This is a genomic window from Flavobacterium cupriresistens (assembly GCF_020911925.1).
Classification (GTDB): Bacteria; Bacteroidota; Bacteroidia; order Flavobacteriales; family Flavobacteriaceae; genus Flavobacterium; species Flavobacterium cupriresistens.
On record NZ_CP087134.1, the window covers coordinates 2,486,287 to 2,501,818 of the forward strand.

The window sequence follows — 15,532 nt, forward strand, 5'->3', positions numbered from 1 at the left end:
CCGTTTTGTTTATAATAACTGGAAACCAGATTTACTTCTATCCAGTTTTAGTTTTTTGCTTTTATAGCTTGTAGAATCTGTAGGAACATTTTGTGCTCTTGCCTGAAATAATCCCAATAAGGCAAATCCTGTAATGAATATTCTTTTCATTTTTTAATGGTATGAAAATTAGTTACAGCCGCAGCCGCCGCCGCTTTTTCCTGCATTTGCTCCGGAAGCTCCTTCACGGTAGGATTGAAAACTAAGTTCTGTTTTTTCAATTTTCCTGTTGGAAAGGACCATTTCAGAATCGTTGATTTTTCCTTTCTGGTATTCTTTTACCGATGTGCAGGAGGTGAGTAGAATGCCCGTAAAAGCAATGCTGCATAACAGTACGAACACTTTTTGTTTTGGCTTTTTCATTTCAAGTTAATGTTTTTGGAGGTGTAAATTTTATTGTTGTCGTCGATGATAATACAATATAGATCTGCTATCTGATCTATTAAAAACAAGCCTGCTTTAATACCCATAACCGCTATTGGAGTTGCCATTGCATCTGCAAATTCTGCGTTTGAGCTAATGATGGTGACACTTTTAATTCCGGTTATCGGGAGTCCTGTTTTTGGGTCAATGGTATGCGAATATTTTTTGCCGTTAATAGTTACGAACTTTTCATAATTTCCAGATGTTGCCACTGCTTTATTGGAAATTTCCATATAAGAGAATGCTGCATTTGGAGCATCAGGATCGGCTACGCCAATCGTCCATTTTCTACCATCGGGCTGTAATCCCCAGGCCGAAAGATCTCCGCTGGCATTAATAATTCCGCTTTCAACATAATGATTTAAGAGCACCTGCTTCGCCATTTCAGCAGCATATCCTTTTCCGATTCCGCCAAAACCAATTCGCATTCCCTTTTCTCTCAATAATACGGTTGAGTTTTCTTTATCTAAAATGATATTTCTATAATCAATAAGGTGTACCATTTTGAGCGCTGTTTCGGCATCTGGTAATTGGGTCATTGTTTTATCAAAATTCCATAGACTTTTATCGATACTTCCGTAAGAAATATCAAAGGCACCTTGCGTAATTTTCGAAATCCCGATACATCTTTCGATAAGATTAAAAACTTCCAGGTCTACTTTAACAGGACGGGTTCCCGCATTTTCGTTAATCAGGTTGGTTTGGCTGTCATTTTTATAAGTAGTCAAAAGTTTTTCGATGCGTCTGATTTCTTCAATAGCAAGGTTAATACTCTTATTTCCAATATGCTCATTTTCTGCCACAACAGTAATAGTAAAGTTGTTTCCCATGAGTTTAAGGGATTGCGAGTACTTCTGTTTTTTAAGTATGTTACTTTTTGCTATCACAGATTGCTTTTATTTCTGCTGTCCACTGCTCAGGTGAAGTTTCAGGTTTTCCGTGCCAGGTTTTTAATACTTTTCCATCAGCATCCAAAAGCAGTGTTAGAGGGAAGCTTCCTTCTTTATTGTAGATTTCGGCTAAATCCTCATTACGTTTGATCTGCTCTGGAGTTCCAATGTTTTTTTTCTTTCTTGGAAAATCAGCATTAACCAGTACCAGATTGTCATTGGCCATTTCTGTGAATGTTTGACTTTCCAGATAGTCTCTGCGAAGCACAATACAAGGCCCGCACCAGTCTGAACCGGAGAAGTTGAGTAGAATTAATTCGTGCTTTTCCTTTGCTATTTTTTTTGCATTGGTAAAGTCAGGTTCCCAGTTGATGGGAAGCACCGTCATTAAAAGGAACATTGTAATTAGTTTCATTTTGCAGTTTGTTTTTAGATATATACGAAATAACGAATTGTCGGGTATCTTATTTTTTGTATTTGCTTAAGATTGGATTAAATTTTAAATTTAAATAACTGTTTTCTACGCAGTCTGAACACCAAAAAGATATCCTACGAGTGCCGACATTACCATGGCAAAAGTACCCCAGACGCAGATACGCAATACTGCTTTTAAAGTATGGGATCCGCCTGCTTTAGCAGCAAGTATTCCTGATAGTGCCAAAAAGAGTATTGAGAAACCGTACTGGTAAAAAACCATTTGTTTTAAGGGAGCAAAAATAGCGACCAAAAGCGGTAATAAACCTCCAATAATAAAGGATATCGCTGATGCAAAAGCTGCTGTCAGCGGATTTGCCTGCGTAATTTCATTAATGCCGAGTTCATCACGCGCATGAGCTTCTAGAGCATCATGAGCCGTTAATTCAACAGCAACCTGTCTGGCCAGTTCTTTATTTAAACCTCTCTGGATATAAATATCCATTAGTTCTTCAAGTTCTTCTTCGGGCATGGTTTCAAGGGCTGTTTTTTCTCTTTTCAAATCGGCAGTTTCTACATCAGACTGGGAACTTACCGATACGTATTCACCTGCCGCCATAGAAAGCGCACCGGCTACTAAGCCCGCTACTGCAGCCAGTAAAATAGGCTCTCTGGTAACACTTGCAGCCGCAACGCCAATGGTTAAACTGGTAGTGGATAAAATTCCGTCATTTGCGCCCAGAACAGCTGCCCTGAGCCATCCGCTTCTGTTGATATAATGATTTTCATCGTGCATAATTCTAATTTAAATTAGTTTAATCCAGTCCGGATCTTTAGTGGTTTTTGGGACGCCTCCAAAATTGGTTTTTAGAAATTCCCTAATTTGAAATTGTGTTTTGTTTTGTGTAGCGCTTTTCCAGTCATTCATATCATAAATATGAATCTGCTTTGCATTTGCGTTTGTAATAAATGAAATTCGCGATATTGAATCCTTATATTTCTTTATTTCATTTAACATGTTGCGATTTGGCACCACCACAAGAATATTTTTCCAATCAAGAAAATCCTTAGGGATATCCTCACGGTCTTTCAATCCTAAGAATTCTATAAAGGCTTTTATTTTTTGATTATTAAGTTTATTAATATCTAAATCTATTTCTTCCAGTATAGCATGAAGTTTTGTCTCGTTGAGAATTACCCCCCATATTTAAAATGTTTGTTTTTTTTATTATAAAATTACATCAACCTGTTGTAAAATAATGGATTACAGCCTGTAGAATGATTCTAAATTTTAGAATACAAACTTTGGTTATTACTTCAATGAAATTTTTCAGACCTCTGTGGATTATAACTGTTTTAAACAGCTGTTTTAATAAAGTAGCCAAAGTATATTAGTATATTACCTGATTTCAGAATGTCTGATTTCTCCCCCTGTAGTGCCTGTCTGCTGACCAAAGTATAAAACTGCCAGACCGTACACCAGTATAGCTAAAGCAATATAATTGGCATATGATTTCTTTTTCCAATTGCTCCACAAAGCAGCTATCGAACCGATGCCCAATACATAAGATAATAAAGCAAATACCTCTGCTTTTTCTTCATGTTCATGGATTAAACTCTTAGAGATTCCGTCAATGTGTTTTACGACATCCTCTGCGCCATCGCCTGTTGCTATTGCCGCAAATGCCGTTATTGCTCCGAGTATAAAAATACAGTAAGCCGTTCTTTTTACAATTTCAGATTTTATTATAAATCCGCCAAGGAGAACCAGTAAACCTATAATAGGCATAATAATAGGTAAATGATTCAATACTAAGTGATAATGTGCTCCGTTCATAATGTTTTGTTTTAAATTATTTAAATTTTATTCTTCTTTATTCTTCATTTTCATAAGTAAGGTGTAAGCTCCACTAGTAACAATTTTTTTATTTTTGAATTTCTCAGGATCTAAAATTTTTATATAGCCGTTTTCTTTGGCTCCCAGAGCAACTTCTGTGATTTCATATTGCTGCTTTCCGGTTTGGGTAAAAACATAGTCTTTACCCTCAAAATTCACAATACTTAATTCAGGCAGTGCATTGACCAAACCCGATGTTGTTTCTATTTCAGCATTCATGTACATCCCGGGTAAAAGGTATTTATCATACTTTACAAAATGGCAGTGTACCTCTGTGTTTCCGTTAGAGTTAATGTCTTTGTTGATTAAGATAATTTTACATTGGTACTTTTTATTGGGCGCCGCATTACTGTAGGCAATCACTTTTTGCCCTATGGCAAGCTGTGCAATATTGGTATCATAAACAGTAAGGTTTAAGTGAATGTCGCTGGGATCTATAAGCTCAAACATTACTTCACCCGGAGCGATATATTTGCCTATATTAATGTTGACCTTGCTTACAAAACCGGTTATGGTACTCAAAATACTGATACTTTTAGAAATTTTATTGGCTGACAAATGATTCGGATTGATATTAATGAGTTTGAGTTTTTCGGATAAAGCGTTTACTGTTATATGAAGACTGCTTACTTCAGATTCTGCTGATTGTGTTACTTTATCACTGCTGGCTTTAGATTGATTAAGATCTTTTTGGCGTGTGAATTCCAACTCTGCAAAATGCAGTTTAGATTTAGCCGTAAGATAATCCTGCTGCAGCTGAACATATTGCTGATCTTGCAAAACAGCGATTACTTCCCCTTTTTTTACCTGCATTCCCGGTAAGAGTTTACTGTTTATCAAATATCCTCCAAGGGGAGCATTTACAGACACTAAATTTTGCGGCGGAACATCTATTTTTCCATTCAGTTTTATAACCCCAGCAATATTTTTCTGTGTTAATTGGGCAGTTGCGATATTGGCATTTTTAAGTTGCGCATCAGTAAGTATTACACTATTTTCGTTCATAGGTTTTTCTGTTACTGCTTGTTCTTCGGTCGTGTTTTTGCATGCATTTAGTATAAAAAGCATGCTTATAAACAAGGATATATTTTTCATTTAAGTGTTAATTTGAAGTGATAAAGTTAAGTTCGATACTGCTCTGGTTCAGCGCTCTTACAGCTTCTAAATAATTGCTTTGTATGTTAATGGCCTGATTGATTACCATTACAAAATCCAGGAAATTAATCTCACCGTTACTGAATTGTCTATTGGCTGTTTCTTTAATCAGCACAGCGTTTTTGATGCCTGATTCTTCAAAATATTGTGTTATTTCGGTATTGCTTTTATGAGCAGCCATTAATTGTTTATACCGATTCTGCAAAACCTGCAATTGCATTTGATATTCATTTTCTGCAATGCTTTCTCCCACCTTTGATGCCTGTATTTTGGCGCTCTGGCTTCCTCCAAAAAGAGGAATTCCCAGTCCCGCTTGTACTGAGCTAAAGCGGTTACTTCCGTTATAATAATTATTATCAGGTCCCATGCCTTTAAAACTATTGTTAAAGTAGCCAATAGTGAGATCCGGCAGGTATTTTGACTTTTCTAACTGCGTTTGAGCGGCGGCATTATTTTTTTGCTGCTGCGAGAGTTTTAAGATTATATTATTCTCAATTCCATCATTCATTGGTCTAAGAGGGCATTTAAGGCTTTTATCAAATGGAATAACGGTGTTTTCTGAGTTCAAAAGTACCTGAAGTTCCAATAATGCGGTCTGCATCTCTTGCTCTAGCTGCATCAATTGTATGGCAATGGCAGCCCTTTGGTTTTCGGCAGTGGTTTTTTCCAGAATGTTGCTTTCTCCTTTTTGCAGTCGAAGGTTTGCTTTGGCATAAAAAACATTGAAAAGGGTATCGGCCTCTTGCAGAAGCTTTTCTTTTTCTTTATAATAAAGAAAGGTATAAAAAACTTGTGTTACAGCCTTTTTAATTTCCCGCTCTTTTAATGAAGTATTTAATGCCGAAGTTTTCCATTGTTCTGATAAGAGCTGTTTTTGTTTTTTATATATTGTAGGAAATACAATAGTCTGCGAAATTCCAAATCTCGTATCATCATACGCACTGTTTATTTGTCCAGCTTCTGCAAAGACGGTTGTTTTAGGAATATCAGCTCCTGATTTAATGAGCGCTTGCGTGTAAGCCGTTCTCAGCTTTTCGTTTTTTATACTGTTATTTTTCTCTGCTGCCATTTTTAGTGCTGTTTCAATGCTTATTTTTTCCTGTGCATTTACACCTGAAAAAACAGAAAAGAAAACCAGAACAAATGCTGTTTTTTGAGTTAAACTTTTTATTTTAAAGCCTTTTTCAAACAAGATATAGAGCAGGGGCAGTACAAATAAGGTCAGAAAAGTAGCTACTAACAAACCGCCAATTACTACTGTTGCCAAAGGACGTTGTACCTCGGCACCTGCACCGTTGCTTAAGGCCATTGGCAAAAAGCCCAACGAAGCTACAAAAGCAGTCATTAATACAGGACGAAGTCTTGATTTTGTTCCTGTTAAAACAATTTGGGAGAGATTTTTCATTCCGTTATTTTTAAGCCGGTTAAATTCGGCGATTAATACAATTCCATTTAAAACGGCTACTCCAAACAAAGCAATAAAACCGACACCGGCACTTATGCTAAACGGCATACCGCGCAGGGCCAGGAAAAATATTCCTCCAATTGCCGACAGCGGAATTGCAGTATAAATAAGGAGTCCATGCTTCACGGAATTAAAAGCAAAAAAGAGTAAAATAAAAATGAGTACCAGCGAAACAGGAACGGCAATCATAAGGCGGTTTTTGGCCTGATTTAAATTCTCGAATGCACCGCCATAAGTAACATAATACCCCGCAGGCAATTTTAGCTCTTTGTCTACTTTGGCTTGTAATTCATTTACGATACTTTGCACATCTCTGCCTTTTACATTAAAACCTACAACAATCCTGCGTTTTGTGTCCTCACGCTGTATTTGGTTGGGACCGTTTTTAATTTCTACAGCGGCAAGCTGTGATAAAGGAATCTGGCTTCCGTCTGATGAGGGAATAAGCAGATTTTGAATGTCCTGGATATCTTTTCTTTCATTGGCGCTCAGGCGCACCACCAGATCAAACCTTTTTTCCTGTTCAAACACTAAGCCCGTGCTTTGTCCTGCAAAAGCGGTATTGATGACTTTATTAATATCGGCTATTGATAAATGATGCTGGGCAATTGCAGGCCGGTTATACGATATAATTACTTGCGGCATACCGGCAACGGGTTCTATGAATAAATTGGCAGTTCCGTCTACCTTGTTAATAATTTTGCCCAGTTTGTTTGCCGTCACCGCTAAGGTATCCAGGTTTTCTCCAAATATTTTAAGCACAACATCTTGCCTGGCACCCGTCATGAGTTCATTAAAACGCATTTGTACCGGGAATTGAAATCCTGTTGTGATTCCGGGAACGTTTTCTAAGGCTTTGCTCATCTTAGCCGATAATTCATTAAAAGTTTTAGCCGATGTCCACTCTTTTTTATCTTTTAAAATCACCATCATATCACTGGCTTCCATTGGCATTGGATCTGTAGGAACTTCGCCGCTGCCTATTTTTGTCACTACTTTTAATACTTCCGGAAACTGGCTTTTGAGTATATGTGCCGCTTTCTGGGTACTTTCTATAGTAGTATTTAAGTTACTGCCTGTCAGCACCCGTGTGTCTACTGCAAAATCTCCCTCTTCAAGAGCAGGTATAAATTCGCCTCCCAAAGTGCTAAGGGTTATAACAGCCAGTACAAAAAGAAGCAAAACAGAACCCAATACGGCTTTAGGAAAACGGAGAATCTTTTTTAGAGTATTTTGATAGCTGTTTTCAAGGCGCTTCATTACCGTGTCTGATAAATTCTCTTTGTGTTTTGTTTTTTTACTTAGAAAAAAAGCGCTCATCATCGGAATATAAGTCAGGGACAAAATAAAAGCGCCCAGCAGAGCAAAAGCAACGGTTTGAGCCATAGGCTTAAACATTTTGCCTTCTATACCCTGCAGGGTAAAAATGGGTAAGTAAACAATCAATATGATGATTTGCCCAAATACAGCACTGTTCATCATTTTACTGGCTGAGCTGGTAACGGTTTTATCCATTTGAGCAGCAGTAAGCGAGGCATGTTCCTTATATTTAGCAGTACTGGCGAGATGATGCATAATGGCTTCAACAATTATGACCGCGCCGTCTACAATTAATCCGAAATCCAGCGCTCCAAGGCTCATTAAATTTCCGCTTACACCAAAGAGATTCATCATGCAAACAGCAAAGAGCATGGCCAGGGGAATTACCGATGCAACGAGTAAACCGGCCCTGAAATTCCCCAGAAACAGCACCAGAACAAATACCACAATTAAAGCGCCTTCGAGTAAGTTTTTCTCCACTGAACCAATGGCATTATTGACCATTTTTGTCCGGTCCAGAAAAGGTTCAATTTCGACACCTTCAGGCAGTGTTTTTTGTATTTGGGCAATTTTTTCTTTTACATTTTGAATCACCTCACTACTATTGGCACCTTTAAGCATCATGACAATCGCTCCTGAAACTTCCCCTTCGTCATTGTAGCACATTGCCCCGTAACGTGTGGCAAAACCAATTTTTACCTGAGCTACATCTCTTATAAACAATGGAGTGTCACTGTTTTTATTGACAATGGCGATATTCTCTATATCCGCTATATTCCCAATAAGGCCTTCGCTTCGGATATAAAGCACGGTTGGGCCTTTTTCTATATAAGAACCGCCAGTATTTTGGTTGTTGTTCTGAACCGCCGTAAAAACATCATTAATGGTTATCCCATAAGCATTAAGTTTATCAGGACTGATACTGATTTCGTACTGCTTGAGTTTACCGCCAAAACTGCTCACTTCAGCCACTCCTTTGACGCCCAATAGCTGACGTCTCACAATCCAGTCCTGAATTGTTCTTAAGTCCGTTACATTGAATTTTTGTTCGTACCCTTTTTTGGGTTTCACCACATATTGGTAGATTTCGCCAAGTCCTGTCGATATAGGCCCGAGTGTAGGGGAGCCAATGCCTTGCGGAATCTCATTTTGCACCTGCTGCAGGCGTTCAGCAACTTGCTGTCTGGCCCAGTAGATATCAACATCATCATCAAAAACAATAGTAACCAGCGATAATCCAAATCTGGAAAAGCTGCGAATCTCTTTCATGCCGGAGATATTACTGTTAGCCTGTTCTATAGGAAAAGTGACCAGGCGCTCAATATCAGTGGCTCCAAATGATGGAGCGATAGTTATGATCTGTACCTGGTTGTTTGTGATATCCGGAACAGCATCAATAGGCAGGCGGGCGGCCTGGTATGAGCCATAGCCAATCAGGGCAATTATAAAAAGCCCTACGATGAGTTTATTCCTTACGGAAAACTCAATTATTTTAGTAAGCATAAGTTTGTTTTGTTAATCGTCGTTATAAAAAAAATAAGAAATAGCAAAAACACGCGCCGTTAGACGTGAAAGTTTTTAAGCCGGTAAAAAACGATTAACAGTCTCTGGGCGGCTGCCAGATAGAGGAAAGGGAAATAGATGAATAGGAGAACGAATAGGTATATAAATTTTGTTTTTTATACACAAAATTTACTTTTTGTATGGTTTTGTATTCTTGAATTAAAGGATAAAATACAACAGAACTGATATTGGTGTGTGATTTAAAAGGCAGTTTCATATCCTTTTCATAATCGGCATCAAATACATCTGGTCCCTGGTAGTGAATGGATAAAAATTCAAGAATTGTCAAACTAGGATTTTGTTGTTTATGTTCCACATAATGTTGCACCATTACAGGCAGTTTTATGAGTTCGGTCAACTGCGTCACAGACAGCAGGTAAACAGACAAAAATAATATGGAAAGGTGCTTTTTCACAATTCAAAGATAATTAATTATTCTTTTGATATTTAAGGTAACTGGTTGTTTAGAAATGTTGTAAATAGTAAGTGTTATCTGAAAGTACTTTTAAGTTTTTCTTGTAGAAAGATAAAAGCACTATTAAAAAACAAGGAACAAATATAGATAGGCATTGGAGGTTTTTTCTTACTCATTAGAATGATTCTAAATGTTAAGTTTGAGTGTTTTTTTACTTCAATTCATACTAAATTAGCCATTGTATAAAAATAACTATTAAAAAAACACCTTTTTATCAACCGTTAAAATAGGAATACATGCCCAGCTGTAGAGCATTACGAATAAACTGTCTTATAATAATTTATTAGAAATATTATCCATGTATACTATAAATACGCAGCTGGCCTATTTTAAATACAATCTAGATTCTAAAAATTTAATTGTAAATATTAAATGGTTTAAACTTGATAAGTTCAGCGATTTAAATTTACAAGCGCTTTCATTTAACCAATCAGATCTTGAAGTATTTAAGCGTTTTATAGATAAAAATCAACACAACTTTCCCGGTTCTTGTTTTATTCAAGAAACCAGAAAAGAGGGATTTGATATGCTTATCAATAATGAATTATCTCAAAGTGCATTGCCCTATTATCTTATTTTATCCAAAAATCCAAAGCTAAGTTTGGGTAATTCGATTTATCAGGCTGAAATGATCATCTTGATGGATGAAAATTATGAATTCCCTATTAATTATCCTTTGAATTTTGATGTAATAGGTAAAATTGAAATTTACAAGAATATAAAATAGGATATAATAAAATTTTAAACACTGTTAGCTGTTTGTTTTAAGGGCAGAGTAACTTTAAATTCCGCTCCATTGTCTTTTTCTCCTGTTGCAGTAATGGTACCATTATGTCTTTTTGCTATTTTTCTGCAGAGTGCAAGACCAAGGCCGTTACCTTCGTATTTGTCTTTGGAATGCAATCTCTCAAAGGCGGTAAAAATTTTCTCAGCAAATGTCGGATCAAGTCCTATACCATTGTCTTTGATTGTAATTTCTACACAATCCCGGCCTTCAATATTTACCCCAGAGCAGGTGATAATAACCCTTGGCGGCTCATCTGCTTTGGAGAATTTAAGCGCATTTTGTATCAGGTTGTAGAAAAGCTGGCTGATTAATATAGGAGCGCCTTCAATTTCAGGAAATTCACAAGTAATCAGTATAGCTCCTTTTTCTTTTATAATGAGTTCCAGATCTGTTTTTATATTTTCAATAACCTCATTAAGATTAATTTTTTCAATAGGCTGCATCGTTTTGTCCAGGGTTGAATAGGCCAGTATTCCCTCTATCAGGTTGCTCATTCTTTGGGTTGACTGCTCAATTTTACTGATATATTTTTTAGAATTTTCACTAAAGTCAGTTTCTTTTTCATTTCGCAAAAGGGTGTTATAGGTTTTAATTTTTCTCACCGGCTCTCTTAGGTCATGGCTTACTACATTAGCGAAATGCAGCAGGTCATCATTGGATCTTCTGAGGTCCTGAGTACTCTGCTCGACCTGTTTTTTTAATTCGCCTTCAAATTCTTTCTGCTCATTGATATCCTGTATAATGCCAATAATAGTGGCTGGATTACCATTGTTGTCGGTGATGATTTTGCCATTGATCTTCACCCATTTTATAGTATCATTTTCATTTATGATTCGGGCCTCATAGCACATTTTTCCTGTTTTTTGTGCCTGCTGGTGCGCCTTCTCGCGCAGTGCCTGATCCTCCGGGTGCAGTTTTGCGATGAGCTGTTCGTTTGCAATTTCTTCATCGATGGACCAGATAGTATTGAAATTCCCTGAGGTTTTGATTTTTTTGGTAGCCAGGTCTATTTCATAAGTCCCCATGCCTGAAGAGTCAATAGCGATTCTTAGCCTTTCCTCTGCACTTTGGGTCTGCTGTTTTGCCATATGCAGATCGGTCACATCAGAACCTGTGTTCATCACACCATAGATTTTCGCTTCTTTATCAAAAAGAGGGATAAAGCTGTAGTTAAAGTAATAGGTTTGTACTACACCATGGACTACCAGATCCACTTTTTTATCTTTGGCATGAAAAGCTATTCCAGTTTGGAAAACACTCAATGCCTGTTCAAAAAACTGCTGGTTCTGAATCTCAGGAAGTACTTCAAGGTATGTTTTTCCAATAACCTGTTCTCCTTTGCCCCAAGTTTGTATTATAGCGGGATTGGCCAATTCTATTTTTAGTTCATTACCTGTATAAACCGCTATTGGTAAGGGGGTGTTATCCACAATGTCTTTTAAAAGCAATAGATTATCGTACATCGTTAGTATGTTTATATTTTTGCTGAATTTATTTATGATTAGATGTTTTTATGTTATACTTCTTCACCAGAATGTTTCATGATTTCAATATACTAAATATTGATTTTTTAGAAAAAATCTAATGATATTTTTTGAGCAATTCACTTTTTCGTAAACTTTTTTTTGACAGTATTAATTTTGGATTTTAAAATGAACTTTAAATAATAAGCGATCATATTAATATTTCTCAATATGTTAATTCCTGTTATTTCTGTGAAGAAATATTTAAGAAAAATAGCTTAAGGGCAGATATAGTTTCGAACCTAAACTACACAGATATTGAAATTGCTGAGTTTCTGTTTTTCTCAAATAGCTTTGCCACGATTCTGAAAAAAAACTAAAATTACATGTTGCGGTAATATTTAGGTTAATTCCTGATATTAAAATAGTGAATAATAAAGAAGGGGCAAAAAAATGTAAACCAATAAAGTAATTATAGTTATAAGCGACACTCAATATGAGTGTTATTTTTTAATTTTAAGACAATTAGTATATTTTGATTATAATTTGTGTGATATTGGAATTCATATGAAAGTATAATATCCATTACCTCTATAAATTAAATAGAGCCATTTATTATTTCTCTTTGATTTTTTCTTTTAAAATAGCTGTTAAATGGTATCCACCAGTTTGAGCAGCTTCTCCTTTAAATTCTACCAAATTCGCATCTCGAAGCTGGCTTATATAACGCTCAATAGTCTTTTTATTTATTTTAGTTAGTACTTCATAATCAGGAATTCTTTTTCCTTCATTTTCTGCAATAGCATTTAATAGGATTACTAACTTTAACCCGTTGGGTGTAATTAAATTATTTGATTTTTAATATTATTAATTGGTCTATCAAAAATGAATTTATTGATATATTGAACCAATGTTAATGCTGTTATTTTTGCTAAAATTCTTGTTTTAAAACCTTCAAAAGTTTTAGCATAATTGTTTCTAATTCGGAACTGGTCGCATAATTGTGAAAATAATGTTTCAATTCTTTTTCTTGATTTTCTAAAGACATAAGGTTGTGGTTTATAATCTTTTTGATTAGCTCTTTTTGGCGTTTCTAATCTAATTTTTACTGTTTGAAATAAATCTAATTGAATGCTTTGAGACAAGTAACCTCTATCGCCAAGAATCACACAATCAGACATTTGATGTTTTATATTTTTCAAAAAATGAACGTCGTGAACTTCTGCTTTAGTAATGTCTAATGAATGAAAAATTCCATTTACAGAACAAATCCCGTGCAATTTATATCCGTAAAACCAGTTGTTTTGAGAAGCACAAAACCCTTTTGAAGGAGCTGTTTCAAACTCATTTTTACAGATTTTAATTCTCCTATGACGGGCAAATTTGCAAATCTCCAAAGGCATACTATCCACGATAAAATAATCTTCAAACTCTAAAAACCGTGAAGCTAATTTTGTTCTTACTTCTTCTAAGAATAAAAACAACTTCCTTCTTCTTTTGTTGAACTGACTTCTCTCAATTAAATTGGAAATCTGTTTACAATTTATCTCTTTAAATAAGGAGTTTTCGCTATCGATAGACATGAATTCAGCCGTTAAACTTAGTGCAACTACCTCTAAATCAGACATTTTTTGTTTTCTGCCAACATCTGATTTATATTCTAATTCACAATTCAAAGAACTTATAACTTCTAAAACTCTAAAATAATTTTTCACTATATTTGACATAGATATTGGCTGTTTTGCAACTTCAAGATACTGAATTTCAGTATCTTGACCAATATCTGATCAATTTATTTTACTTCAAATAATTACACCCAACGGGTTAACTTTAGTTTTAAAGATTTAGTTGCTCCCTCAATTGCTCCCTCAATTGCTCCCTCATGTTTTTTATTAGGATTACGAATAGTAGCATTATCTCCATTAGAGTTAACATTACTAAAAAATGTAAGTTTAACATCATTTTCATTAGTTCTCCATACTGGTTCTCCAAGACCAGCTTCTTTACAGGCATCTAATATCTTCAAAGTACCTCTTCCAATCTTTTCCATAAAACCTCTGAGAAATATAATATGAGCAATATCCGGATTTACAGGCATGGATAAATGATTTTTTTTAAGTTCAGCTGCTTTTAGTGGAGATTTTCCGGAATTAGATATTTCTAAACGATCCTTATAAATTAGTATCGAAACCGATCCGGAAATAGAAAAGTAGTCCCTATGTACTAATGCATTTATAATACCTTCCCGTAGTGCAGACATAGGGAATATATAATTGTCTTTACGCTTCCAGTCGTTATCACTAAATTTACTTGAAGTCGTTAAATGCTTTTCCAAAAATTTCAGTATCGATCCAATGTTTTCAAAAATGTTACCTTCCAAAAGTTGATCATCAAGGAATTTGTCCCCAGTTTTACCTTGCTGCAAAAATGCAATTCTAACCCTTGATTGCGGAATAAACCTAGCTGGATTTTTTGCAAAAAGAATGACCGCTGCATTGGTAAAACTTCCGTTTTGATAAAGTCCAAAATGAGTTAAAAAAGCAATCGGCTCTTTTTTATATTCTTCTAGTTTGGTTTTATTTATTGTTTCTTTAATTGTTTTCTGTATTTCATCTACGTCCAAATCTTCGAGATCAGTACCCATTGCCAACTGTCTTTCCCAATGCAGTTCCGTTGACTGTCGATTGTGGATTAGTTCTGAAATTTCGGTAGATGTAGCTTTGATTGTTTGGTTACCTTTTCTATAATAAATTCCACCATTAAAAATATAAGGTTGTTTGGAACCAGTCCATACCTTAATTGATATAATCTTCTTATTCTGTAGAGGTTCAACTGATATCATAATAGGGGATTCCGGAATTATTTCTGTGTTCAAATACTCCGTTAATTCTGATTGTAATCTTTCTGCATTTTCAATCCCAAGAACTTCTTTTTTTTCTCCAATACCAATTAGTAACTGACCTCCCTCGTTATTTAAAAAGCTACCTATGGTTTTACCAATGGTTTCCTTATTGACAACTTGTAGAAATTCTAGTTGATCGCTTTTGCCTTGTCTAATTAAGCTCTCTATAAGTTCTTCGTTGTTCATTTTGTTCTATTTTGTAATGCTTTCTTCCTAAGTGATATGTCGTGAAATTGTGTACTAATGAAAAGATGTATCTCACTTGTATTAAAAAAGGGCTGGCGCCAATCTTTCCGGGCTATATTATACATGTCTACAACTTTAACACTATCCAAAACAGAAGTTGATTTTATATCAAATCCATTTCTTTTTCCATCTTCTGCATGCATGAATTGATGCATTAACTTTCGGGTATATTCAATATATTTATGGGTAACAAACCAGCGGGGTTTATCAAGTTCTACAGCCTTCTCAAATTCCTTATGGGTAATTCCGGAACCATATCTCGGAAATATAATTCCTAAAAATAAATCACAATTTTCTACAGCTTTAAGACAAGCTGCTTCCGGATTACTACCAATCGGAACATAGATATTACCTTCTTTGGACATGATTACCTCATAACCAAAATTTTCTAATATATATTTGATCTGGTCAAGGTCAGATTCAGATCCGTAGACTGTTGACGATACCATTATTTTAAGTTTACTAACCATCCGGGTAATTTTATTGTTTATTT

At 35.6% G+C, this 15,532-nt stretch carries 15 protein-coding genes; 1 reads left to right on the forward strand and 14 read right to left on the reverse strand.

All coding sequences use genetic code 11. From position 1 onward, the window contains the following. Positions 1-9: 9 nt before the first annotated feature. The 10 genes from LNP23_RS10710 to LNP23_RS10755 all read right to left on the reverse strand — a co-directional run bounded on the left by LNP23_RS10710 (position 10) and on the right by LNP23_RS10755 (position 9,581). The gene (locus tag LNP23_RS10710) at positions 10-150 is read right to left on the reverse strand and encodes a hypothetical protein (protein ID WP_230004870.1); all 141 of its coding nucleotides are present in this window, start codon (positions 148-150) and stop codon (positions 10-12) included. A gap of 18 nt (positions 151-168) precedes the next feature. Further along, entirely contained in the window at positions 169-402 is a 234-nt protein-coding gene (locus LNP23_RS10715) for a DUF4266 domain-containing protein (RefSeq protein WP_230004871.1), read from the reverse strand. Further along, positions 399-1,292 (reverse strand): FAD:protein FMN transferase, encoded by an 894-nt coding sequence (locus tag LNP23_RS10720; RefSeq protein ID WP_230004872.1) that lies wholly within the window; start codon positions 1,290-1,292, stop codon positions 399-401. The genes LNP23_RS10715 and LNP23_RS10720 overlap by 4 nt, the downstream gene beginning before the upstream one ends. A 40-nt stretch (positions 1,293-1,332) precedes the next feature. Next, a complete protein-coding gene (locus LNP23_RS10725; RefSeq protein ID WP_230004873.1) occupies positions 1,333-1,767 on the reverse strand; it encodes a thioredoxin family protein in 435 nt (144 codons plus the stop codon). 105 nt (positions 1,768-1,872) lie between these two features. Next, a complete protein-coding gene (locus LNP23_RS10730) occupies positions 1,873-2,562 on the reverse strand; it encodes a VIT1/CCC1 transporter family protein (protein WP_230004874.1) in 690 nt (229 codons plus the stop codon). 9 nt (positions 2,563-2,571) lie between these two features. Next, a complete protein-coding gene (locus LNP23_RS10735; RefSeq protein ID WP_230004875.1) occupies positions 2,572-2,784 on the reverse strand; it encodes a hypothetical protein in 213 nt (70 codons plus the stop codon). Positions 2,785-3,165: 381 nt separating this feature from the next. Further along, positions 3,166-3,603, reverse strand: coding sequence for a hypothetical protein (locus LNP23_RS10740; RefSeq protein ID WP_230004876.1), 438 nt, complete (start codon positions 3,601-3,603; stop codon positions 3,166-3,168). Positions 3,604-3,630: 27 nt separating this feature from the next. Beyond that, positions 3,631-4,758, reverse strand: coding sequence for an efflux RND transporter periplasmic adaptor subunit (locus tag LNP23_RS10745; RefSeq protein ID WP_230004877.1), 1,128 nt, complete (start codon positions 4,756-4,758; stop codon positions 3,631-3,633). Positions 4,759-4,765: 7 nt separating this feature from the next. Then, entirely contained in the window at positions 4,766-9,106 is a 4,341-nt protein-coding gene (locus LNP23_RS10750; protein ID WP_230004878.1) for a CusA/CzcA family heavy metal efflux RND transporter, read from the reverse strand. 94 nt (positions 9,107-9,200) lie between these two features. Then, positions 9,201-9,581 carry a hypothetical protein gene (locus LNP23_RS10755; protein ID WP_230004879.1) on the reverse strand — a complete coding sequence of 127 codons (381 nt, stop codon included), beginning with the start codon at positions 9,579-9,581 and terminating at the stop codon, positions 9,201-9,203. 358 nt (positions 9,582-9,939) lie between these two features. Here LNP23_RS10755 and LNP23_RS10760 point away from each other — a divergent pair, with 358 nt between their 5' ends. Beyond that, the gene (locus LNP23_RS10760; RefSeq protein WP_230004880.1) at positions 9,940-10,368 is read left to right on the forward strand and encodes a hypothetical protein; all 429 of its coding nucleotides are present in this window, start codon (positions 9,940-9,942) and stop codon (positions 10,366-10,368) included. A gap of 14 nt (positions 10,369-10,382) precedes the next feature. On the opposite strand, the gene LNP23_RS10765 is transcribed toward LNP23_RS10760, so the two are convergent. The 4 genes from LNP23_RS10765 to LNP23_RS10780 form a co-directional block, all read right to left on the reverse strand. Beyond that, positions 10,383-11,891 carry a PAS domain-containing sensor histidine kinase gene (locus LNP23_RS10765; RefSeq protein WP_230004881.1) on the reverse strand — a complete coding sequence of 503 codons (1,509 nt, stop codon included), beginning with the start codon at positions 11,889-11,891 and terminating at the stop codon, positions 10,383-10,385. Between the two features lie 842 nt (positions 11,892-12,733). Further along, on the reverse strand, positions 12,734-13,618 hold the full coding sequence (locus tag LNP23_RS10770; protein ID WP_428979172.1) for an IS982 family transposase: 885 nt from the start codon (positions 13,616-13,618) through the stop codon (positions 12,734-12,736). Positions 13,619-13,701: 83 nt separating this feature from the next. After that, positions 13,702-14,979 (reverse strand): RNA-binding domain-containing protein, encoded by a 1,278-nt coding sequence (locus LNP23_RS10775; protein ID WP_230004882.1) that lies wholly within the window; start codon positions 14,977-14,979, stop codon positions 13,702-13,704. After that, complete coding sequence (locus LNP23_RS10780; protein WP_230004883.1) at positions 14,976-15,509, reverse strand: DUF4062 domain-containing protein; 534 nt, start codon at positions 15,507-15,509, stop codon at positions 14,976-14,978. Before LNP23_RS10780 ends, LNP23_RS10775 begins: the two co-directional genes overlap by 4 nt. Positions 15,510-15,532 lie beyond the last annotated feature (23 nt).